Below are 20,926 nucleotides of genomic sequence, written 5' to 3'. Positions count from 1 at the left end.
TCCCTCCTACGCAAACAACAGCCGGTGAACCTTGTCGGACAGCTCCTCCTGTCTGGCATCAAACAATGCTTTCAGGGTACAATTTTCTTCAATCCCTCCGTAAACGAGAATGAAACCGTTCTTTATCGCACCCTCCTTCTCAGAGATACGGAGTTCTCCACCTTTTGCCTTTGCAATCTCTTCTATTTTGTCTCCAAATCCCTCCGGCAGTCTGCCAAGATCTGTTTTTCCAAACAGGATTTCTCCCGTTTCCGGCAGCGCATATTTCTTTACAAGGAGAAGCAGTGCAGAAAAATACTCTTCTTCGCCCAGGTTTTCCAGCGCTTCATACGCCTGTTTCAGCACATCGGCGATCACACCCTGTTTTGCTTCCAGAATCTTTGTCCGCTTCTGCAGATCGATGAAAGAAGCTGTTTTTTTCTGCTGCTTCTTTTCTTCTGCCTCCGCCTTCCGGAGCATTTGCTTCTCACTTTCTTCGGCTTCTTTCTGAGCTTGTTCTATGATCTCTCCTGCCGTCAGTTTGGCTTCCGCAATCTTTTCTTCCGCTAAAGATCTGGCTTCATCCATGATCTGGCTTTTTATCTTGTTTAATCCGCTCATTGCCTGGCTCTCCTTTTTCTTTAAAATGACACGTTTCTTTTCGATCCTGTCCGCTTACAGCTGAATAGATGTTACTGCGAGGACGGAGATCAGAAGCGCCAGAATGGCGTAGGTCTCTACCATGGCCGGGATCAGCATCGCCTTACCAAACTGATCCGGTTTTTTTGCTACGATTCCGATAGCTGCCGCAGCCGTTTTTCCCTGATGCTTTCCGGAGATCAATCCTACGATCCCGATAGGAAGACATGCCGCCAGGATCAAAAGTCCTGTCTGTACGGAAATCTCTGCGGCTCCTCCGCCCAGGATCCCTACCTTCGCCAGTGTAATGAAGCCTACCAGAAGTCCATAGATCCCCTGGGTTCCCGGAAGCAGCTGCACGATCAGAACCTTACCAAACTTAGACGGGTCTTCTGATACGACTCCGGACGCTGCCTGACCTGCGACTCCAACTCCGATAGCAGATCCGGCTCCTGCCAGAAATACTGCTACCGCTGCTCCCAACAATGCATAAACGATTCCTAAACTACTCATCTTACTTCTCCTCCTTGATTTCTACATATTTTGTTTGTTGTGTAAAGGGATGGAAGCCTCTTCCGCTTCCCTCATAAAACTTACCGAAAAATTCCACAAATTGAAGACGATTGGTATGCACATAGGCTCCCAGGATATTGATGGCCATATTCAGACTGTGTCCTACCAAAAATACAATGATGAAGATTATCACGCCTACTACGCTCTTTCCTGCCATGATCCCCATCTGGTTCACCACCGACGCGATAACTCCCGTTGCCAATCCCAGCGCCAACAGTCTGGAATAGGAAAGCACGTCACTGAGCCAGCCGGTAATGTTGTACAGGTCATACGCCCCCAGCGCCAGTCGCAGGGCCGGGTTCTTGCTCTCCCGTCCCGACATGAGAAACAATCCCGCCGCTCCTCCGATAGCCAGTCCCTTTGCCAGTAGATTGACTGCCGGTGGGAAGGTCACTTCCATCTGGGAGATCGCTACAAATACCTGGCTGGGTATCAGAAGAAGGATCAGTCCGATCACAAAGGCATACCAGAGTACTACGTCACAGAAAAAGTCCAGTATCCGCTTTTCCTTCAGGCAGATATAGCCTTTGATTCCCAGTCCCACAAACAGGTGGATGGTACCGAACAGCATGGAATATACCAGCATCTTCATCGGATTGTTCAAAGGAACAAACCAAAGGGCTTTCACTTCTACCGTTTTTCCCAGAAACGTCTTTGCCGCCACCGTGATCACGTCTCCGAAGTACCCTCCGAACAGAACGCCCCACACCAGTGTGGACAGTCCGCAGTAGAAAAACAGTTTCAGTGATTTCTGCATACTTTTTTCCATCCGGGGAAACTTTTTCAGAAGTACGAAGCAGCAGACAGAGATGATGGCTCCATACGCCGCGTCGGAAAGCATCAGCCCAAAGAAAAATACGTAAAAGAAGGACATGACCGTTGTCGGATCAATCTCTCCTTTTCCGGGAAGTCCGTAGGATTCCACCACGCCTTCCATGCTGGAGGAAAACCGGTTGTTGACCAGTACCGTAGGCGGCACCTCGTCCTCTTTCAGATCTTCCTCATCCAGGACACAGCTGTATACCTTCTCGATCCGTTCCCTGAGAAGCGGAACCTGCTTCTTTGCCACATACCCGCTGATGCAAAATACCCGTTCTGACTGCGGGAGCGTCCCCAGCACCTGATACTTTTCTGCACGGATCCTGTAGTAATCCGAGGCGATCTGAAGCTCCTCCCTGGCAGAAGCCAGCGCTTCTATCTCTTTTTCCTTCTTTTTGATGGTCTCTTCCAGGCCGTGGATCTTCTTTTCCCAGTCTTTTATCTGCTCGCCGGGAGATTTGCAACTTTTCACCGTTGGTCTTGCAAAACCCAGACTGCGCAGCGCTTCTTCGATTTTTTGTTCGTCTTTTTTCAGACAAATGATCAAAAGATAGATGCCGTCCCGGTCGCTGGACACCTCTTCCAGATGCACCTCTTCCAATTCAGGCTCTGCCTCTTTCAGGCTTTCCTTTACCATTTCCAGCGTCCACTGTCCGCTTAAAGTCCCCAGTATCACCGCCGTCTTGTCTGTCCCTCTGCTGTTCATGGGAATGTCCAGGCTCTTCCACGGCGTCAGACTTTCTATCTGGTTGTACAGTCCATGGATCTCATTTTTCAGCTCTGCGATCTCCTTGCTTATGCCCACCAGAGCACTTCCCGTTTCCACTGCCTGTTTTCTCTGCCGGATGGTCTGCTCCAGTCTTTCCTTACCCAGTAGCGTCTTTCCTTCAAAGCCTGATAAGAACGACTTTTTCTCCGGTGTGTACGTCTCCAGGATATGCAGCGCCTGCTCAAAAAGATGCACCTTCTTTTCAAAGCTCTGTCTGGCGTTTGTGGTGTCCATCTTTTCAAAGCCGCCGTCATCCTGCCGGATCTGATCCATCTCCATGACACCCAGAGACTGTATGGTTTCCAAAATCGCTTTCCGATCCCGTTTTAGCCCGCAGATACTTACTCTTTGCATCTGCAATACTGCCATAACATTCTCCCTCCTTTCCCCCTGCTGCCCGTTACAGCAATGCTTCCTTCACAAGTGTAACTGCGTCTTTTTCCTTTTCTTTCGCCCGTCTGGTGAGTTCTTTCGTTTCTTCTTCCGCCGCAGCCTCCGCCTGTTCAATCGCCGCCTGGGAAAGTTGCTTTTGACGCTCCAGTCCCTCTTTGACTCTCCGGCTCACAGTCTCTTCCTTTTCCTGCCGGATCTTCCTGGCTTCCTCTTTTGCCTCTTCCAGAATCCTGGTACAGGCTTCGTCTGCCTCCTGCAGTACTTTTGCCGCCTGGGCTTCCGTTTCCCGAATTTCCCGCATGGTTTCCTCTACCAACTCATTCACCTCTTTTCCTTCATGAACCTATTTGGCTAAAATTATAATATATCCCAATTCATAAGTCCATGAAATTTATGCTTTTTTAATGATTATATCTATCAGTACTTATAAATATTATGAATAGTCAAACGAATTTTCCTGCATTTTAATCCTTCCATTCCAATCGATGCAGTTTTCCCTCCCTGCACATGCCGTCAAACCCCTGCTGGCGCAGCGCCTCGTAGAGGACCACCGCTACAGAATTCCCCAGATTCAGGGACCGGATCTCTTCCAGCATGGGGATCCTGATGCATGTTTCCTCTGAATCCTGCAGGATCTCCTCCGGAATCCCCGCACTTTCCTTGCCGAACATGATATAGCAGTCTTCTTCGTAGGAAACCTCTGTATAGATCCGTTTTGCCTTGGTCGTTGCCAGATAGATCTTCGCTTTCGGATTCTTGTCCAAAAACTCCCGGTAGTCTACATAGGTGGTGACATCCAATCGGCTCCAGTAATCCATGCCTGCCCGTTTCAGATTCTTTTCTGTCAGCCGAAACCCCAGCGGCTCGATCAGGTGCAGCCTCGCCCCTGTCGCCACGCAGGTTCTTCCGATATTTCCGGTATTTGCCGGTATTTCCGGCTCCAGCAGTACAATATTGATCATTCTCTTTCTCCTCCCAGCCATTTCAGCCATTCATCCGGCGCCGGGCGATCCAGACACCGGATCTCCTCCCCGTTTTTCAAAAGCTTCTCCTTTCCCTCCTTCAGGCGACCGATCCTTTTTACAAAGACCTCCTGTTCTCCCAGTTCCTGCTCCAGATCCGTCCCGGAAGTCACTATCATGCAGCCCGCCGACTGCATCAGGTAGGGGTTCAGACGAAAATGCTCACAAATCTCGATCACCTCCTGCAGGAGAGGGATCTGCTTTAATTCCACTTCAAATCCACAGCATTTGGATTCCGCCATCTTCCACAGAGCGGCAAAGATCCCGCCCTCTTCCGTCTGATACCAGCCGGTGATCCCATTTCCCTGTAAAAAACAGCGATCCTTTAAAAACTGCTCCTCTTTCCACCGTTCCATTTCTTCCAAAAAAGCAGAAGAAAATCTTTGTTCTAAGATTTTTTTCTCCTGCCTTTTAAGCTGCAGGGCGGCAGATAAGGCAGGCAATCCTACACAGTAAATCTCCTCTTCCCCTTGGCTGTACGGTATACACTTTTCCGATTCCCTTTTTTCCCAGATATCTTTTCTGTCCTGCGTTTCCTTTTCCCTGCCCGCAGCAGTCTGTGCGCAGACTTCTCCCGCTCCTGTCACAGTCACTCCCGGACTTTTCAGCAGGGGATTCACCCGCCGTTCAACGCCATGACAGGGAATCTGTTTTTGCCCGCAAAGATCCCGCAGTCTTTTTTCCACCCGGATAGAAAGCATCTTATATTCTCCGGAAGGGATCTCCACCGACGCCGTTACAGCAAGCTGCCGACACCCTCTACTTTTCAGATGATTTGCCACCATGGCAAGAGCCGTATCTCCCACACGCTCTTCCTCTCCGTAGGCGGTATATGATTTCCACGCAAGTTCCATGTTGATTGCCTCACTTTTCTTCTTCCTGTCACGCTACACGATCAGATATGGGATCACCATCGTGGCGATCATGGCCACGATCACCGTTACCGTAATGATCGCTATGATTCTTTTCGTCCGTTTGTCATGAAATTTCATCTCGTTTCCTTCTTTCCCGTTACAACATCCGCTGCTTTTCTACGGCAGTCCGCTTCCTCTGCCGGTTGGTTCTATGCAGACGCCGCCTTTCCCAGCCGCATCTTTTTCGCCAACTATAACGCCCATTATAGCACATGTACTTTTTTTTGTACAATATGGAAGCCTTTTTTCATCTACTTTTTTTGTACTGTTTTGTACAGAGATATCTCCTCTTTCTATGCAGATCCGCACGGTGCAGCGTTATAATTTCAAGCTAAAATTGGGAGGCTGTTTTCTTACCCAGTATAGCGGCAGGAAAAACATAGAAAAAGCGGTGTATGGGTTATTGGAAGAAATTTTTCCGGAAGGAGGATTACTTCCGGTGACGATCCGAAGCTCCAAATGGATTGAAGAAAGCACTTTGGAGCAACAACCACTACTGGCCAGGGATCCGAAAAAGAAAGAGAAGATCACACGAGAATATCTGGCGCTGACACGGCATATCATGGAAGGAGAATAGCTATGGGAAAGTTTAATTTATCAAAGATTCGAGGGACGGAAGGCCTGTTGAATGAAGACGGTGGAATGAAAGCGGGACTTGGACTTTTAAATGATGTATCCAGAGGGGATATGGATCTTCTGTATTTAGACAGGCGTCAGATTGAAAAGAATAAACGGAACTTTTATAAGATTGGAGAGATTGAAAGCCTGGCGCAGTCTATCGCAGACGTAGGCCTCAAGCAGCCGCTGGAGGTAAAGCCGATTGAGGGAAATAAATTTGAGCTATTAAGTGGGGAAAGAAGGCTGACTGCCATTGATCTGCTGATCGAAAAAGGGATCTGGCAGAAAGTGATTCCCTGTGTGGTGACGGTACTGGATAAAATTGATCTGCCGCTGGATGAAGAAGAAAAGGAAATGTATTCTATCATCACAACCAACCGGGAACAAAGGGATTATACCGATGGAGAGATTGCAAGAGAGCTGCAGGAATTGAGACGAATCTACAAAAAGCTGAAAGATCAAGGAGTGGAGCGTCTGAAGAAAGCGGATGGAAGTGAAGTGGAACTAAAAGGAAAACGAGAAAGAGAGGTGCTTTCCGAAACCCTGGGGATCTCTACTGGGAAGGTGGCACAGTTTGACAAAGTGGAACATCAGGGCAGCCCTGCGTTAATGGATGTCATGTTGGAAGATAAGATTTCCTCCAACACGGCAGCACAGGTGGCAGATATGCCAGTGGAGGTACAGGAAGATTTCCTGCAGAAAATGCAGGCGCAGAAAAAAATCGAAGGGAAGGACTTGAAAAAATATCAGGAGGAACAGAAGGGACTATTGAGTAGTGAAAAAGAACATGCTACACTACAAAAAAGAGAAGTAGAGGTTCCGGAAGGGTATTGCTATTTGGACGGAGAAAACTGGAAACAGGATACAGAAGGGATCCGCAAGCAGGTTCGGATTGGGATGCTGCTGCAGGAGGAACAATACTTTCAATATCTGAATGTCATTCGCCAGTTGGAGGAACTGATAAAGAATGGAGAAAGTGTCATTGGAAGCACAAAAGAAAATCATCACAACCTATAAAGTGACCAGATCTATGTTTATCATTGAGCATCGGCTTTTGAAAGAAACGGGAGCAAGCCTGGTGGCATTTCAGAAAAAGGCGATTGCTACTTTTTTGAGAGGAGATTGTAAGGTGAACCCCCGGTTGAAGATCCGTGCTTACACAGATCCGGATTATGTAAGGAAAACGGTACGGGAACAGATCATACTGACAGAAGCGGAAAATGAAGCGTTAGAAGAAGTGGCGGCAGACGAAAAGACCACGAAAACAGTAGTAATCTTTCAGGCTATGCTGAACTTCTGCGAAATGCAGGCACGGTTATTATGGGGTTAGAGAAAGACGCCGGGAAGCTGTGTGGAGGAAAAAGAAGAGTACGTGTCAATGTTGACACGTAAAACCAATGGGAGAAAATTGTAAGAAGGAGGAAGAGCAGATGGCAAAATCGGAATTTAAACTGATTATAAGAATCGACCCAGAAAAAACAGAAAAATATGGGTATGACTATCGGGAAGTAATAGAGGCAGTAGAAAAAACCTGTGAGAATTACCAGTGCATCAATCAGGGAGATGGTGTTTTTACAGGAAGAGGGGTTCCCTCTGACGTTTCCCATGTAGGGAATGCAGCACATCATTTATGTCATGCAGACTGGTTTGAAAAATGCGTGAAATCGATAGAGTGGTTCGCTCCAAGAGGAGAACATATAGATTTAATCCAATATTACACAGAGAAAAAAGGAATAATGTTTGGATAGGAGATTGAATATGGAGAAAAAGTCTCGATATTCCATGAACTTTGATTTGGATACAAAGAAATTAGAGAAATTCTATCCAGGCAAAAATTGGCGAAAAGCTTATGAAGATATTCGGGAATATTTAACTGGAAAAGAATTTATTCATGTGCAAGGATCAGGCTATCACAGTAAAGAAGAACTAGCATTGTTGGATGTTTATGAATGTATTCAAGAAATGGGAGAACAGTTTAGCTGGTTGGAAGATTCATTGTATACAATTTATGCGACAGAGATAGGTGACACTTATGATTTTTCCGAATCTTTAAGAGATGCTTGTAAACAGAAAGAACAAAACCCTCAGACTTATATGCAAAAAGCCGTGGAAAGAGCAGCAAGACAGGCAGAAGGCCAGCAAGAATTTATAAATGAGGAAGAGTTGGATTTTTAGATAGAGTTATACGGGATAGAGAATAGGAAATAAAGGAGGGAAAAATAAATGAAAAGACTGATATCGGCAGCTTGCGTGGCAGCTTTTCTTGTTGCTCTGGGCATTGGCGCACAGATAGAAACCGGGGCGGAAACGAAGCAAAAAATGAAAGTGGAACAGACAGAAAAAAAGAAGGAAGAAAAGAAAACGAAAAACAAGGTAGAAGTCAAGAAAGAAGAAGCTGCAGATAAAGAAGAGGTGGAGACGGTCAAAGAAGAGGAGAAAAAGGCAGAAGTTTCATCCACTGAAGGAAGCGAAAAGAAGAAGGAGGAGGCAGAAAAGGTTGGAGTAACCGGGGTAGAGGCGAAGCAGAAAGAATCAGCAAAATCAGCGGAAACTTCTGGTTCAGGGAACACGTCCCAGACAGAGCCAAAAGCACACAGCCATAACTGGCAGCCAGTGTATACCACGATTACGGTAACAGATCAGGCAGCATGGACAGAACAAGTTCCAGTGTATAGGCAAGAAGCATGGAAACAATGCAATACATGTGGAGCAGACATAACGGGACAAACTTCAAGACAACATGAGGAGGCAACGGGGTGCCCTTGTGGTGGATACGGAACAGCATATCGCCAAGTTTTGGATCATTATAATACGATAAATCATCCAGCAGTAACACATCAGGAACAGCAGATCACCGGGTATCGATGCAGCTGCGGAGCAACCCAATAAAAATGGATAGAAATGTGAAGGAGAACAGGTCAAAACCGTTGAATGGTTGGCCTGTTTTTTGTTATAGTTTTCTTAGAAGTTCTAGGAAAAGGATCGAAAAGGGATGGGGAAATTCTATAGTCATCTAAGTCGGGATGACCGACTTAAAATCGAATTGATGTTACGGCATGGGTTTGGAAAAAGGGAGATCGCCGAAGAATTACAAGTTCACATATCAACCATTTATCGGGAAGTAAAACGAGCGACTTATCTACACAGGAATACAGACCTGACGGAAGAAGAACGGTATAATCCGGAAGAGGCACAAAGGAAATATCGAGAGAAGCTGAAGGAGAAAGGAAGGGGGCTGAAGATCGGAACAGATAGAAAGCTGCTTCGGTTTTTGGAGCATCAGATTATAAAGGAAAAGAAGTCGCCCTATGCGGCGCTAGAAGCAGCCAGGAAATCAGATCAGGTGTTTCAAACACAGATCAGCTTATCTACTTGCTATAATTACATCAGGAAGAGGGTGTTTCCTAATATCGTATTGGCTGATTGTCCCATGCCACACAAAAAAAGGAAAAAGAAGGTACAGGTGGCAAAGAAGGTCAGCAGAGGAACCAGTATTGAGAAGCGACCGGAAAAGATTAACCGCAGAGAAGAAGTGGGACATTGGGAAATGGATACGGTTCTGGGTGGAAGGGGAAGCAAAAAAAGCCTTCTGGTATTAACAGAAAGAGCGACGCTTCTGGAAGTGATAGAACCACTGAAAGCACATACGGCAACGGAAGTGGTGCGAGCATTGGATCGGATGGAACGCAGAATCGGAGAAAAGGCTTTTCGGGAGTTATTCCGCAGCATTACAGTAGATAATGGGGCGGAATTTAGCGATTACAAAGGGATTGAGCGATCCCGAAGAAATAAGAAAAGCAGAACAAAAATATACGTCTGCCACCCATACAGAAGTACAGAGCGTTCCAGGAATGAGAATCAAAACAGATTTATCAGAAGATACCTGCCAAAAGGAATGAACCTTGATGGGATTTCCAGAAATCAAATCAAACAGATAGAAGCATGGATGAATCAATATCCCAGAAAAATCTATGGAGGGAGATCTGCAGAAGAAGTCTTTCTGAAATTGATTCAGGAAGCAACAGAAAGGGGGTGGATTGCATAACACAGGAGACAATTTTTTCGGGAGACGACAGCCACTTGTATAAGTGGCCACTTTGCGTGTTCTTCTCATACAAAGCACAAAATATTCGGGGAGAAAAAAATATAAAAAAAAGATAGGAAGAAAGTGAGCATTAACACTTGACATTTTCACTATGCAGATGCCTTTCCTTTTTCATTGACATTTTATGCAAAATCCTTTAGAATGAAGACCTGTGCAGCCGGGGTGGTAGCGGTACCTTGTACCTGCAATCCGCTATAGCAGGGGTGATACTGTGCCGAGGGCATCGCATTGCAGAGCTGCCCTTGATCAGCTGATGCCGATGTTCGGGTCTTACGCAGCGGAACTTCATGAACCGTGTCAGGTCGGGAACGAAGCAGCACTAAGTGAAATCTTCCGGGTGCCGTAAGGGTGCCTGGACTGAGTCAGCTGCCAAGGTAACGTCTGGGATCGATCGTTCGACGCACAGTGCACAGAAAACAGACCATAAAAAATCCATGACAGAAAGGATCTGGTGATCCCGGTTCATGGATTTTTTTATTGCCCTATTTTGTTTTAACAGGAAGTCTCCTGCCCTTCTTTTTTCTTTTCCCGAAGCTCCTTAAAAAATGCTTTCATCATCTCGCTGCATTCCTTTTCCAGCACTCCCGTTTCCACCTCCGCCTGATGATTAAAAGCTTCTTCCCGAAGCAGATCCAGGACAGATCCGGCGCACCCCGCTTTTGGATTCATGCAACCGATCACCACCTTGTCCATTCGCGCCTGCACAATGGCGCCTGCACACATCTGACAGGGTTCCAGTGTCACATACATTTGGCATCCCTCCAGCCGCCAGTCTCCCAGCCGCCTGCTGGCTTTTCGGATGGCGATCATCTCAGCATGTGCCAGGGGATTTTTCTCTGTCGTCCTTCGGTTGTATCCTCTTCCTATGATCTTCCCCTCGTAAACGATCACGCAGCCAATAGGAACCTCCCCCAATGCGTAAGCCTTTTTTGCCTGCCGGATGGCTTCTTTCATATACTTTACCGTATCTTCCGTCATTTAGATGATCCCTTTCATTTCCTGATACAGCCGTTTGGCGTAGCTGTCCGTCATTCCACAGATATAGTCTGTTGCCAGAAGCAGACGAAGATACAACTTTTCTTCCTCCGATCTTCCTTCCGCCTGTCTGTGATAGGCTCTCTTGTAATTGCTGGAAACAAAGGACATCAGCCGCTTCCCTATGGCGTCCAGAGACGCCTGCGGATCGTCATACCGGATCGCCGCCTCTAAAAATCTATCCATCAGATCATTCAGAATGCTGGACTCTGCTACTTCCATCCGGTAAATGGTCTCCGAAGTAAAGACCTCCCGGTATGCCAGTTTGCCCAAAAGTTCCATCAGGGACTGGGCGAAGGTTCCATGAAAGAGATCTGATGGATACCGTCCCTCCATGATCTCACGATAATGGGTGTTGAATCCATCAGTGGCACACTGGATCAAAAATGCCTGCAGCCTTACGATCCAGTTTTTGATGGCATACTCTCTGGGATCTTCCACTCCTTTTTCCAGTCCTCTCTGGTACAGTTCCTCCAGTTTGTCCGCTCCCTTAAACCCGCCAGATACCGGCGGCTTTTCACTTTCCAGTTTTCTAAGGACCTCTAACAGCTTATCAAACCCGATAAATCCTTTTACAAAGGCGTCTTCAATATCTGCCGTTTTATAGGCAATATCGTCTGCCGCTTCCAAAATATACACCAGCGGATGCCTCGCTCCATTCGTCCCTGTCTCCTTGACAATGTCCTGAAACAGTTCTTCGTCCGCCAGATAATAGCCCATTTTTTTCTCCTTGATGTCCCGGGAGGCCGGATTTACCTCCAAAGAGGACACCGGATACTTGATGATAGAAGACAGCAGCCCGTAGGTCAGATTCATCCCATTTTCGTCCACCAGAAAATGCAGGCGGCTGACCAGCCGCAGCGCCTGCGCATTTCCCTCAAAATGATAAAAATCCTGGATCATTCGTGGCGTCAGTACCTGCTCCAACGGTTTTCCGTGGTATTGCAGTCTGGGAAGATTCTCCTTGAACCAATGCCGAATAGCATACTCTCCGAAATGTCCAAAGGGCGGATTTCCAATATCATGGATCAGTCCGGCACACTGCAAAATGCTGCAGATATCTTCTTTCATTTTCTGCGTAAATCCCGAATCCTTCCGATAGGTCAGAATATTTTCTCCGATATTTTGCCCCAGAGACTTTGCAAAAGAAGAAACCTCCAGAGAATGGGTCAGCCGGGTGCGGATAAAATCGCTTTTATCCAGGGGAAAGACCTGGGTCTTATCCTGCAGCCGCCGAAAGGATGCGCTCCCGATGATCCTGTGGTAGTCTTTCTCAAACTCGCTTCGCAGATCCGTTCCTTTTCCGTACTTGCTGCTGCTTTCTCTTCTTCGTTTTGTCGATAACAATTGTTCCCAGTTCAAACCTGCTCCCCTTTTCTAGTCCAGAAAGATCGGCTCTTCATAGTCCTTTCCAAGTTCCGCTTTTAACCGCTCCTGTTCTCCTAAAAACGCCCATTCCGTCATATCCTTCCAGCTGTGGGTTCTTCTGCTGTAAACCTGAACATAACCCAGCCGTTTCGGATGGATCCGAACGCTGTTGCTTTCATATTCTCTGCCGGTATAGGGATTGACCTCCCCTTTTTCCAAGTCTTCCTCTTCTGTCGTCGCCAGCACTTCCTCCAGCGCTTCTTCATACTCCACCTGATATTTCTGCGGATAGTCTGACGGCTGCAAAATTTCTGCCTCCTTCTCCTGCCGCTTTTTCGTCTCCGGAAGTTCTTCTGCCGGCTTTTCCGATTTTGCTTCTTTTTCTTCTTCCTGCTTTCTTGTCCGTCTGGTCAGCCAGCCAAACATCTTTTTCGCCGGCTCCTTTTTAACCGGTTCCTGTTTTGCCAAAGCCGCTTCTTCCGCGGCCGCTTCCTGCTTTACCGAAACCGCTTCTTCCACGCCCGCTTCCTGCTTTACCGCGTCATGGGCAGCCGTCTCCCGCTCCTGTCTTTCTTCCACAGCGGTTTCCTTGCCGGAATCTGCCGAAGAATCCTCCTTTAGATCTTCTTTGATTTCTTTTATCTCCTGAGACGGTTCCGCCTTCTTTTTCTTCTTCGTTTCTGCTTTCTTCCGGGTCCTCTCTATCTTTTCCTTTACCTTTTCGATGATCGCCTCATCTTCCAGAGCCGCTTCATCCAATATGTTTAACTGGAACGGTCGCTCCAGGATCTCTGCGATCAGGATCATATCTTTTTCCTGAAAATTATCTCTGCCCAGGCGCTGCGTCAGATTCTGGCGGGACATTTTCTTCCCTGTCCGCTCTTCCATCACTGCCGCCAGCTCTTTGATGGTCATTCCTTTTCTCTTTAAAATGATTTTCACTTGCTCCCCGAATGATAAATACATTTCTTGCTCCTCCTTCTCTTTTCTGTCATAGATGTTCTGTGGTTGAATCGTCCCTCATTAATTACAGAAATATATTCGTTTCTTTTTCTTCCCTCTTTTTCTCAAACATCCTTTTAGGGAATCTACCGGATCCGTCCCTGCCTTTTCGTCAAAGTCGGTTTCTATCCTTTTCAATGATTTATTATAGCATGTTGTCCATCAAAAAAAAGACCTTTTTGCAAAGAATCTTTTCTTTTTCTTCTCTTTTTAAAAGACATAAATTTCTATCTTATTTCTTATTTCTCTATCGGTACTGCAGACCGCCGCTCTGACCTCTGTATGATCCAAAAAAAACTCCCGGTATGCGTACTCCCTTGAAAACTGTTCCGGTTTTTTTGCCAGCTTCGGCATCCCTTTTTCCCACTCGATCTCAAAACTTCTGGTATCCAGCCTGGTTCCCAGCCTGGTGGCTTTCATAAAGCTTTCCTTTAGCACCCAATGGCGAAAAAACAGATCGCTTTGTTCTCCCTTATCCGCTTCTTCCAACCGCCGATATTCTGCGTCGGTGAAAAAGCGTTTTGCGATCCTGGGCAGATAAGTTTTAACCACTTCTATATCACAACCCACTTCTTCTCTCGGGCGGTCACTGAAAGCACATAGTACATAGTTGCCGGAATGAGACAGGTTAAACACTACTTCTTCTCCCACTCCTTCTTTTTTCTGTACTTCCTGCCACAGTCTCCACACTGCCACACTCTGTGCTTTTGCCTCCGGATCAGATAGTCTGGCCGCCTTTTCCTTTCTCCACTGAGGGAGCCGTTCCATCTCCGCCTTCCATCTCTCCTCCTGATACAGCGGAGAAATTTCCGCCATCCATGTTTTTACCAAATCCGTCCTTCCTCTCATCAGCTCTGCTTCGATTTTTTGCTTTTTATTTACCGTAATAACATTCAAGAAATTATATCTTCTCCTAAAACTTGTTCAGGTTTGCCTGCCCGACAAATGATGATCTCTCTACTCTAATTGTCTTTTTATAATCTACATATATTTTTTACTGTACTGGTATGCTGCCGAATTTCTATAACAACATCCTCTTTTGGAAACAGGTTTCCCCACAAGATAGCACTCTCACTATAACACTACCTTTTTTGAAACACAATCATTTCCTTGCCTATCACATATTTGTCATACCCAACGGCCAGGGAGCATTTCTCTATGCGTGCTTTTATCAATGTGCTGTGGACTCCTTTGTCCCAAAGCTAACGATTTTTACACCTTACAAGAAAAGCAAGTTCACTTTATTGTATATATTGAATAAATATTTTATCTATTTTTTGTTTTTATTAGATATATTTTTGTTTTTCGTCATGTTTTTCTTGTCAAATAATTAGCAAAATGTTAGATTGAATTTGAAGAGGTATTACTCAATTCACTGTGTTTCATCTACAATTACAATTCAGCTTAAAATCGAGGTATTTCTATGAGTAAAGTCTACATCAAGTGCATAGCAACACCTGATAATTTCTATTTCTACGACAGGTTTATGGATGTTGTTTGCAAAGTTAGTGAAAATGAATTTAATGCACTCCTAAAAGTCGAGCAGCAACAGACTCTTGCTGGATACGAGGACTCCCTAAAACGACTCACTAGTCAAGGTTTATTAAAAGAAAGCGTCGTTGAGAGTGTTTCTCACATGGACACATCACATTTAAGCTTCTTTGCGCAAAGCCATCTAACCACTTTAGTGCTTCAAATTACCCAACAATGCAATTTCAGATGTTCATATTGTATCTATGGCGGAAACTACTTTACCCGTGAACATTCCAACGAAAAAATGACATGGGACTTGGCAAAAAGTGCTGTTGACTTTTACATAAGTCACTCATTCGATGAGCAAGAAGCTTCTATCTCTTTTTATGGTGGGGAACCTCTACTCGAGTTTAATTTAATAACACAAATCGTCCTATATGCGGAAAAAAGATTGAAGCATAAACTTCTATCTTTTTCAATGACAACCAATGGTTTCTTACTAGACAAGCATATTTTAGACTTTTTAGTATCTCATAATTTTAGAATAATGATTAGCCTAGATGGCGATGAGAGTACACATAATGCAAACAGAAAATTAAAGGGCGGACAAAACACATTCACAAAAGTGTATACGAATATATTAACTATAAAAAGAGAATATCCTGATTTCTTCAATTCAAGAGTGACTTACAATGCTGTTTTCAGCAATACAACAGACCTAAAAGAATCTTTCAATTTATTCGCCGATTCTGGTATATTCTCTCCTCTAAATATTTCCATCAATTTCGTTGACAGCAGTGATATGAAAGATGACCAATTGATTTATAAACATAACAAGAAAAAAGATTATTTAAACTATGAGTATCTTAAACTATTAGCCGCCCAAATAGGAATGAAAAAAGTAGATAATCGGATTTTACTAATTGTAAACATGTTTTCAAATTTCCGCAAATTATATGATTCACTTCGTATACATTATCCGGAGCAAAAAATCATGGCGCATAATGGACCCTGTTTACCTGGAATCAATAAATTGTTTGTAACTGTAAATGGTTTGTTTTATCCTTGTGAAAGAGTAGCAGAAAATCGATGCGATCTGTGTATAGGATGTATTGACACTGGATTCAATTTTGAAACAATGAGAAACATATTAAATCCCTGTAAACCGCTAGAATCAAAATGTTTATCGTGTTGGAATTTGCGTAGGTGCAGTTTTTGTTCTGGCATGATTGAGACAGCTGGCGAAGAAATAAATGCCTCTTATGTTCTCAATGAATGCGAAAACTCTAAAAGTCGTGTTATAAATGATCTCAAAGATTTATGTATGCTCTGCGAGATGGGATATGGAACAAACACAAACATGATCGTTTAATGTTATACGTTTAAGAGGGGGAAAAGCATGAAAAAACTAATGATATACCCATACACCAATGAGGTAGAAGAACTATTACAATACCCATCTTTATCGTCTTCTCAATACACTATACACTGCATTGGATTTGAAGACTCTCACACTCCTATGCTACATCATGTTATGAATAATTATAATATTTATTGTACTGCAAATCTTGAAGAAGGGTGTCGTCTTTGTGATTCTGTATTGTTAATTGAAAACACTATGAAATTTTTTCATCATTCGTATATGGATATCATTAAAATTGCCCACCGTCTTAAGAAAGATATTTTACTTTCAAAACGTTTATTCAACCGTCTAAATTTATCTTCTTCAACTATTGGCAGCTATACAATAATTGATCAGGTAGATTTCAAAACCCAGAGCGAGTCTGAACGGGCATACTTTGATTCCATCCCAACTATCGTAGTAATGGGAATGGGAGAAAATTGTAGTAAGTTTTTTGTTCAATTGGGTATTTACTCTACGTTAGTGCGCAATGATATAAATGTATTAAGTATTTGCTCCAATCCTCTTGGAGTCATCGCAGGAATGTACTGTATTCCTGCTGCACTATACTCCGAAGACTTCTCGTTAGTAAAAAAGGTTGCATTTTTTTCAGAATGGGTCAGAGCAATTGTTTATAAAAACAAGCCCGATATTGTCCTTATTGGTTGCCCTGGAGGATTGTTGCCATTGGCAAATTATTGCCATAATTATTATGGCGAATTGGCACTCATAATTTCCAATAGCGTAGTGTGTGATATAGGTATCCTCTGTACCTACTACTTGCAAGATGCGGATCTTGAAGTTTATGAGGAACTAAAAAAGCTTGTAAAATATCGATTTGGAATAGAAATCAGCCAAATACTAACCACAAATTATATCTATCGAAAAAATGAAGGAGCAAAGAGAATAGAATACTATCATATCAACGATCCAATTTCTGTAACTATTGACACGACTATCAAGAGCGGTGAAAGTATTTCAGACATAACCGTCATGGTAAATGACCTATTAAGCGAACTAGAGGAAGGAGTTGAAGTCCTTTGACAGAATCAGTTCCCCGTAGAGTGTATGAATTAGCAACAAAATATTTGGAAATTAATTGTTTATCTGGAGAAGACAACCTGTTTCAAGTCAGTAATTCATATGTTGCAATTATAAATTTTTTATTTCATGTTTCCAAAGAATATGACATATCTCTTGAGACTTTAATTGATGGATTAGCATACGATGATATGAATTTACACAGGATTGCACAAATAATAAATTCAAATAATATTTAACCTTCCAACATTGGTGTTTCGACACATGTGGGAAGTGTCATTCAGCAGATAGAAAAGAGGGAAAATATGAATAAAAAAAACAAAAAAGTTCTACACAAAAAATTTAGAACAAGTCAAAATTCCATCGAGCAATATGCTTGTAACTGTTCGACGGTGTGTTTGGCGTATTGTGTTTCTTTGTGGGCTGCCACAAAAGACTCTGTATTTCTCGACAAAAATAAAGCTTTAAGAAACACCCTCATGATGGGAAGCTAAGGCTTACCAGAAGAAATATTTTGAGAATTTGAATTTTGTAATATAACCTAATAATATTTTAGCTGTGACACTTCCCACAAATTTTCTTCATAAAAATGAGATTTTATATTCCGTCATAAAAGGAGGTTCTATGATGAGAAGTAGTTTCAAAAAAATCTATTACTTACTAAGTATACTGATTCTATTCTGTCTTCTGTTTCTTACAGCCTGCCATAAAACTCCTGAAAAAAGAGCTGTTGTGAAAAAAATCGACAATTTGGCGGAATTTGCGAAAGCAGATCTACTGAAATCAGGACAAACTATCGAAGTCACACTTCCGCAGGAGTGGAAAGTCAACGTAGAAAAAAAGGGACAGCAGCCCTCAGACGGTACGGTCACGATTCATGCTGACCTGAATCTATCTGACACACATATTTCGGTGGGAAATCTTCCCATCATCGAAGTGGAAAACAAGGAATTTTCCCAAGAGGAGTTGCAACATCTAGTGAAGTATTTTTCAAAAGGTCGACAAATCATTGAAAAGACCACTTCCCTTGCAGATTATGAATATATGCTTTCCCGCCTGGAAGAAAAAAAAGATACTTATACCACTGGCAGATATCAGGAAATCCGAGCCGGCTTAGAAAGATGCATTGCAAAGCTATCCGAAGAAAGAACTTCCTCAAGCAGTTCTCCTTCATCTATTCCAATTGAATTTAGAACATCCTTTTCCGATCCCAGTATGTTTGCTGTTTTTCTAGGTGCAGAACCTGCTGATTCCGACAGTGCAAGTAGATTTTCCTGCTCCTTTGAGGGCGCAACAAACGAAACCATCCGCGCTGTCGCATTTGACAGTCAGAAGGGAAAGACAAGCAATTTCTCATATCGAAAGGGAGAATTCTTGTCATTGCGTCAATTAGAACAGGAAAAAGAATACGGGAACAGAGGAGCTGCCGAACAAAACCCACAGCTGAACAAATTGTTAGATGAAAAGATTAACCAGTTAAATCAGGCGACTTTCTCACAGGAAAACGAGCAGGCAGCTAACCAATTACTGAATGACCTTGGATTGGATGGATATATTATCACAGATACTTTTCCAGAATATACCTTTGATCAAATATCTGGGATGGCCTTTCTGGACGCAAACGGTACTTACTGGGAAAATGCAAAAATCGGACAAGGTTTTGTGTTTTCCCGATCCGTGAATGGATTACCCTCCCGGACAGAGTTTGACGACAAAACAGAAATGGGAGAAAAACAATATACCCCTCCCTTTGGTGTTGAAACACTTGAAATAGAAGTTTGTAACGGCGAAATCAGAAGCTTCACATGGAATAATATGTCCCAATCTGTCAAAACAGTAGCAGAAAACACAAAGCTGATGGATTTTCAGACGGTTTCTGACACTGTAGTAACAAAACTTACGTATTACATTGCAACATTGGGTGCAGCCCATGATCTGACAGATACGGAATATCATTTTGAAATTCAGGGAATCGAACTGGGGTATACCTATATCCCGGCTTATAACAAACCAGAACACACATGGCTTGTACCTGCATGGTTCATCAAAATCCAGGATACGATCGTAACGCAAGGAAATTCTGTGACACGCCTACCACAATATACAACGGTCAATGCGTTGGACGGGAGCATTATTGTACCCGACACCGCTGTCCTGATCACGCAGACTCAATGACGAGAACAAAAGGGATATAGGGGGGATAAAATGTGGTATCGGATTATAAAAAAGCTATTCCATCACCGTATGATTCTTTCTCTTAGCCTGCTAGCAGCTGTTTCTGTTTGGAACGGAAGAGAATTTCTTCAATTCGTAACCAGCAAGGAGCAGAATGCCGGCATTGCTGATCTTATTATTTATTCTATCCAAAAAGAAGAGTTTGTATGGCTTCTGCCGCTGACAATATCTATTTTATGCGGCGGAGATACATGGGCAGAGATAGAGAGTCGCTTTCTATTATTTTCTGTTTCCCGTATTGGGACAAGGCGATATCTGCTTTATCAGGTATTCATCCCTATCTTTGTGGCAGCGATCTATATGTGCCTGTTTCCTGTTTTTTTGGGTGTGACATTCACTGCAATTTTATTTGATGCGGGCACATTCACCGGCATTTTTGTCTTGACTCCTTTTTCCAACAGTGTACTCCTGTTTTTACGCCTTCTCCTGATCTCCATGCTTTGGGCAATCGCATCGGAACTATTTGCTCTGGCGATGAAAAGTACATATGCCGCCCTCGTATGCCCCTTCGTCTTATGTTATGTAATGGTTATTTTTCAGCGAAGATACTATCCCGGCTTTACGTGTATAAGTCCCATGGATTGGATCATTGGCGGAGCAGGGGGCTTTACCGGGCTTATCCTTTTACTTTTCTTTTTTATGATCGGATATCTATGGCTTTTAAAATGGAGGACAAATCATGCGTAACTTTAAAAAAATACAAATCCTTGTTTCTGATCATTTTTTGCAATGGCGCTGGAATCCCAAAGTCATGATCACATTTTTATTGGCGCTCGTTATGTGTATCATGCTCACAGATAAAGCAATCTCTTTTTCCTATCGCTATGATACACTTTTACAAATTACTGAAGTTTTTGTGTGGACTTTTTCAGATGGTCCTTCTGTACTTATATCAACATTTTTAATATTTATCCTGTTTGCAGACATGCCCTTTACCAATGGCGGAACAGCATACAGAGTTTATCGAACGGGAAGGACTATGTGGGTATGGGGAAATCTCTTCTATCTTTGTATCTCTATTATCCTGTACGAACTTTTTCTACTTTTTATGACTATTTTGCTCAGCTTTAGCAGGTCCTTTTGGGGAAATCAATGGAGTGAAACTGCGGCTATGATTGGCTATGGGGGTATTAGCGAGCAGTTATCACTTTTCACCTCTGTCAGAGCCATGGAACACTCTGCTCCTTACTATGTTTCGGTCATCGTTTTCCTTCTTGTGTTCCTCTATATGTACTGGATCTCTACTTTACTATTTTTGTTTCATCTATGGAAGAAAGGCCTCACAGGAATTCTTGTCGTGATAACTGTCAATCTCTACGGAGTTCTCCTAAATGTTAAAATTCTCCAGAAAATTTTTCACATCCCTGATACGTTAAGTTATCATGCAAATATCCTTTGTGGATGGCTATCTCCACTCAATCACAGTTTATATTCTATGCATAGCTTCGGATACGACAGACTCCCTAAAATTTGGATGAGCATACTCCTGCTACTTGGATTGATCATCTTCAACTGTTTTTTATTGCAAAGAGTAATTCA

23 protein-coding genes and 1 other RNA gene are annotated in these 20,926 nt (G+C 43.5%); 14 read left to right on the top strand and 10 right to left on the bottom strand.

Annotated elements, in window-relative coordinates; all coding sequences use genetic code 11:
* Window positions 1–6: 6 nt before the first annotated feature.
* The 6 genes from SOW26_RS08090 to SOW26_RS08065 all read right to left on the bottom strand — a co-directional run bounded on the left by SOW26_RS08090 (window position 7) and on the right by SOW26_RS08065 (window position 5,048).
* Entirely contained in the window at window positions 7–600 is a 594-nt protein-coding gene (locus tag SOW26_RS08090) for a V-type ATP synthase subunit E (RefSeq protein ID WP_320652210.1), read from the bottom strand.
* A gap of 54 nt (window positions 601–654) precedes the next feature.
* Window positions 655–1,131, bottom strand: a complete 477-nt coding sequence (locus SOW26_RS08085; protein ID WP_154476916.1) for a V-type ATP synthase subunit K — start codon at window positions 1,129–1,131, stop codon at window positions 655–657.
* A gap of 1 nt (window position 1,132) precedes the next feature.
* Complete coding sequence (locus SOW26_RS08080; protein ID WP_276960113.1) at window positions 1,133–3,148, bottom strand: V-type ATP synthase subunit I; 2,016 nt, start codon at window positions 3,146–3,148, stop codon at window positions 1,133–1,135.
* Between the two features lie 31 nt (window positions 3,149–3,179).
* Entirely contained in the window at window positions 3,180–3,497 is a 318-nt protein-coding gene (locus SOW26_RS08075) for an ATP synthase subunit B family protein (protein WP_154476920.1), read from the bottom strand.
* Window positions 3,498–3,636: 139 nt separating this feature from the next.
* Complete coding sequence (locus SOW26_RS08070; RefSeq protein ID WP_154476922.1) at window positions 3,637–4,134, bottom strand: tRNA (cytidine(34)-2'-O)-methyltransferase; 498 nt, start codon at window positions 4,132–4,134, stop codon at window positions 3,637–3,639.
* Entirely contained in the window at window positions 4,131–5,048 is a 918-nt protein-coding gene (locus tag SOW26_RS08065) for an AIR synthase family protein (protein WP_154476924.1), read from the bottom strand. The genes SOW26_RS08070 and SOW26_RS08065 overlap by 4 nt, the downstream gene beginning before the upstream one ends.
* Window positions 5,049–5,418: 370 nt before the next feature.
* On the opposite strand from SOW26_RS08065, the gene SOW26_RS08060 reads away from it, so the two are divergent.
* From SOW26_RS08060 to ffs, 8 genes are all read left to right on the top strand, one after another.
* Entirely contained in the window at window positions 5,419–5,685 is a 267-nt protein-coding gene (locus SOW26_RS08060) for a hypothetical protein (RefSeq protein WP_154476926.1), read from the top strand.
* 2 nt (window positions 5,686–5,687) lie between these two features.
* On the top strand, window positions 5,688–6,743 hold the full coding sequence (locus SOW26_RS08055; protein ID WP_154476928.1) for a ParB/RepB/Spo0J family partition protein: 1,056 nt from the start codon (window positions 5,688–5,690) through the stop codon (window positions 6,741–6,743).
* Window positions 6,709–7,056, top strand: a complete 348-nt coding sequence (locus SOW26_RS08050) for a hypothetical protein (RefSeq protein WP_154476930.1) — start codon at window positions 6,709–6,711, stop codon at window positions 7,054–7,056. The genes SOW26_RS08055 and SOW26_RS08050 overlap by 35 nt, the downstream gene beginning before the upstream one ends.
* A gap of 100 nt (window positions 7,057–7,156) precedes the next feature.
* Complete coding sequence (locus SOW26_RS08045; RefSeq protein WP_154476932.1) at window positions 7,157–7,474, top strand: hypothetical protein; 318 nt, start codon at window positions 7,157–7,159, stop codon at window positions 7,472–7,474.
* 10 nt (window positions 7,475–7,484) lie between these two features.
* The gene (gene vapD / locus SOW26_RS08040; protein ID WP_154476934.1) at window positions 7,485–7,901 is read left to right on the top strand and encodes a VapD family protein; all 417 of its coding nucleotides are present in this window, start codon (window positions 7,485–7,487) and stop codon (window positions 7,899–7,901) included.
* 144 nt (window positions 7,902–8,045) lie between these two features.
* A complete protein-coding gene (locus tag SOW26_RS08035; protein ID WP_276960115.1) occupies window positions 8,046–8,615 on the top strand; it encodes a hypothetical protein in 570 nt (189 codons plus the stop codon).
* A 103-nt stretch (window positions 8,616–8,718) separates the two neighbouring features.
* Window positions 8,719–9,771: an IS30 family transposase gene (locus tag SOW26_RS08030; RefSeq protein ID WP_154476938.1), complete on the top strand. Its 1,053-nt coding sequence runs from the start codon at window positions 8,719–8,721 to the stop codon at window positions 9,769–9,771.
* Between the two features lie 209 nt (window positions 9,772–9,980).
* Window positions 9,981–10,244, top strand: an RNA gene (gene ffs, locus SOW26_RS08025) — signal recognition particle sRNA large type.
* A gap of 79 nt (window positions 10,245–10,323) precedes the next feature.
* On the opposite strand, the gene tadA is transcribed toward ffs, so the two are convergent.
* The 4 genes from tadA to SOW26_RS08005 all read right to left on the bottom strand — a co-directional run bounded on the left by tadA (window position 10,324) and on the right by SOW26_RS08005 (window position 14,067).
* The gene (gene tadA, locus SOW26_RS08020; protein ID WP_320652209.1) at window positions 10,324–10,809 is read right to left on the bottom strand and encodes a tRNA adenosine(34) deaminase TadA; all 486 of its coding nucleotides are present in this window, start codon (window positions 10,807–10,809) and stop codon (window positions 10,324–10,326) included.
* On the bottom strand, window positions 10,810–12,228 hold the full coding sequence (locus tag SOW26_RS08015; protein WP_320652208.1) for a deoxyguanosinetriphosphate triphosphohydrolase: 1,419 nt from the start codon (window positions 12,226–12,228) through the stop codon (window positions 10,810–10,812).
* Window positions 12,229–12,243: 15 nt separating this feature from the next.
* Window positions 12,244–13,200 carry a hypothetical protein gene (locus SOW26_RS08010; RefSeq protein WP_320652207.1) on the bottom strand — a complete coding sequence of 319 codons (957 nt, stop codon included), beginning with the start codon at window positions 13,198–13,200 and terminating at the stop codon, window positions 12,244–12,246.
* A 246-nt stretch (window positions 13,201–13,446) separates the two neighbouring features.
* Window positions 13,447–14,067: a 4'-phosphopantetheinyl transferase family protein gene (locus SOW26_RS08005; protein WP_320652206.1), complete on the bottom strand. Its 621-nt coding sequence runs from the start codon at window positions 14,065–14,067 to the stop codon at window positions 13,447–13,449.
* Between the two features lie 592 nt (window positions 14,068–14,659).
* Here SOW26_RS08005 and SOW26_RS08000 point away from each other — a divergent pair.
* The 6 genes from SOW26_RS08000 to SOW26_RS07975 form a co-directional block, all read left to right on the top strand.
* Entirely contained in the window at window positions 14,660–16,081 is a 1,422-nt protein-coding gene (locus tag SOW26_RS08000) for a radical SAM protein (protein ID WP_320652205.1), read from the top strand.
* Window positions 16,082–16,108: 27 nt separating this feature from the next.
* The gene (locus SOW26_RS07995) at window positions 16,109–17,155 is read left to right on the top strand and encodes a TIGR04066 family peptide maturation system protein (protein ID WP_320652204.1); all 1,047 of its coding nucleotides are present in this window, start codon (window positions 16,109–16,111) and stop codon (window positions 17,153–17,155) included.
* Complete coding sequence (locus tag SOW26_RS07990; protein WP_320652203.1) at window positions 17,152–17,391, top strand: hypothetical protein; 240 nt, start codon at window positions 17,152–17,154, stop codon at window positions 17,389–17,391. Before SOW26_RS07995 ends, SOW26_RS07990 begins: the two co-directional genes overlap by 4 nt.
* Before the next feature lie 385 nt (window positions 17,392–17,776).
* Window positions 17,777–19,327, top strand: coding sequence for a DUF6034 family protein (locus tag SOW26_RS07985; RefSeq protein WP_320652202.1), 1,551 nt, complete (start codon window positions 17,777–17,779; stop codon window positions 19,325–19,327).
* A 30-nt stretch (window positions 19,328–19,357) separates the two neighbouring features.
* Window positions 19,358–20,074: a hypothetical protein gene (locus tag SOW26_RS07980; protein WP_320652201.1), complete on the top strand. Its 717-nt coding sequence runs from the start codon at window positions 19,358–19,360 to the stop codon at window positions 20,072–20,074.
* Window positions 20,067–20,926 (top strand): hypothetical protein (locus tag SOW26_RS07975; RefSeq protein ID WP_320652200.1); only part of this gene is annotated, 860 nt, incomplete at its 3' end. The genes SOW26_RS07980 and SOW26_RS07975, both read left to right, overlap by 8 nt.

The sequence above is a fragment of the Suipraeoptans intestinalis genome (assembly GCF_034091795.1).
Classification (GTDB): Bacteria; Bacillota; Clostridia; order Lachnospirales; family Lachnospiraceae; genus Suipraeoptans; species Suipraeoptans intestinalis.
Note: the sequence above shows the minus strand (reverse complement) of the source record. Positions and strands in the feature narration are given on the sequence as shown.

Bases quoted from the DNA above. Each gene is read 5' to 3' on its own strand.
- SOW26_RS08035 (WP_276960115.1), top strand. From the start codon at position 8,046: ATGAAAGTGGAACAGACAGAAAAAAAGAAGGAAGAAAAGAAAACGAAA.
- SOW26_RS07980 (WP_320652201.1), top strand. From the start codon at position 19,358: ATGTGGTATCGGATTATAAAAAAGCTATTCCATCACCGTATGATTCTT.
- SOW26_RS08070 (WP_154476922.1), bottom strand. From the start codon at position 4,134: ATGATCAATATTGTACTGCTGGAGCCGGAAATACCGGCAAATACCGGA.
- SOW26_RS08030 (WP_154476938.1), top strand. From the start codon at position 8,719: ATGGGGAAATTCTATAGTCATCTAAGTCGGGATGACCGACTTAAAATC.
- SOW26_RS07985 (WP_320652202.1), top strand. From the start codon at position 17,777: ATGATGAGAAGTAGTTTCAAAAAAATCTATTACTTACTAAGTATACTG.
- SOW26_RS08055 (WP_154476928.1), top strand. From the start codon at position 5,688: ATGGGAAAGTTTAATTTATCAAAGATTCGAGGGACGGAAGGCCTGTTG.
- SOW26_RS08080 (WP_276960113.1), bottom strand. From the start codon at position 3,148: ATGGCAGTATTGCAGATGCAAAGAGTAAGTATCTGCGGGCTAAAACGG.
- vapD (WP_154476934.1), top strand. From the start codon at position 7,485: ATGGAGAAAAAGTCTCGATATTCCATGAACTTTGATTTGGATACAAAG.
- SOW26_RS08065 (WP_154476924.1), bottom strand. From the start codon at position 5,048: ATGGAACTTGCGTGGAAATCATATACCGCCTACGGAGAGGAAGAGCGT.
- SOW26_RS08090 (WP_320652210.1), bottom strand. From the start codon at position 600: ATGAGCGGATTAAACAAGATAAAAAGCCAGATCATGGATGAAGCCAGA.
- SOW26_RS08045 (WP_154476932.1), top strand. From the start codon at position 7,157: ATGGCAAAATCGGAATTTAAACTGATTATAAGAATCGACCCAGAAAAA.
- SOW26_RS07995 (WP_320652204.1), top strand. From the start codon at position 16,109: ATGAAAAAACTAATGATATACCCATACACCAATGAGGTAGAAGAACTA.
- SOW26_RS08000 (WP_320652205.1), top strand. From the start codon at position 14,660: ATGAGTAAAGTCTACATCAAGTGCATAGCAACACCTGATAATTTCTAT.
- SOW26_RS08010 (WP_320652207.1), bottom strand. From the start codon at position 13,200: ATGTATTTATCATTCGGGGAGCAAGTGAAAATCATTTTAAAGAGAAAA.
- SOW26_RS08085 (WP_154476916.1), bottom strand. From the start codon at position 1,131: ATGAGTAGTTTAGGAATCGTTTATGCATTGTTGGGAGCAGCGGTAGCA.
- tadA (WP_320652209.1), bottom strand. From the start codon at position 10,809: ATGACGGAAGATACGGTAAAGTATATGAAAGAAGCCATCCGGCAGGCA.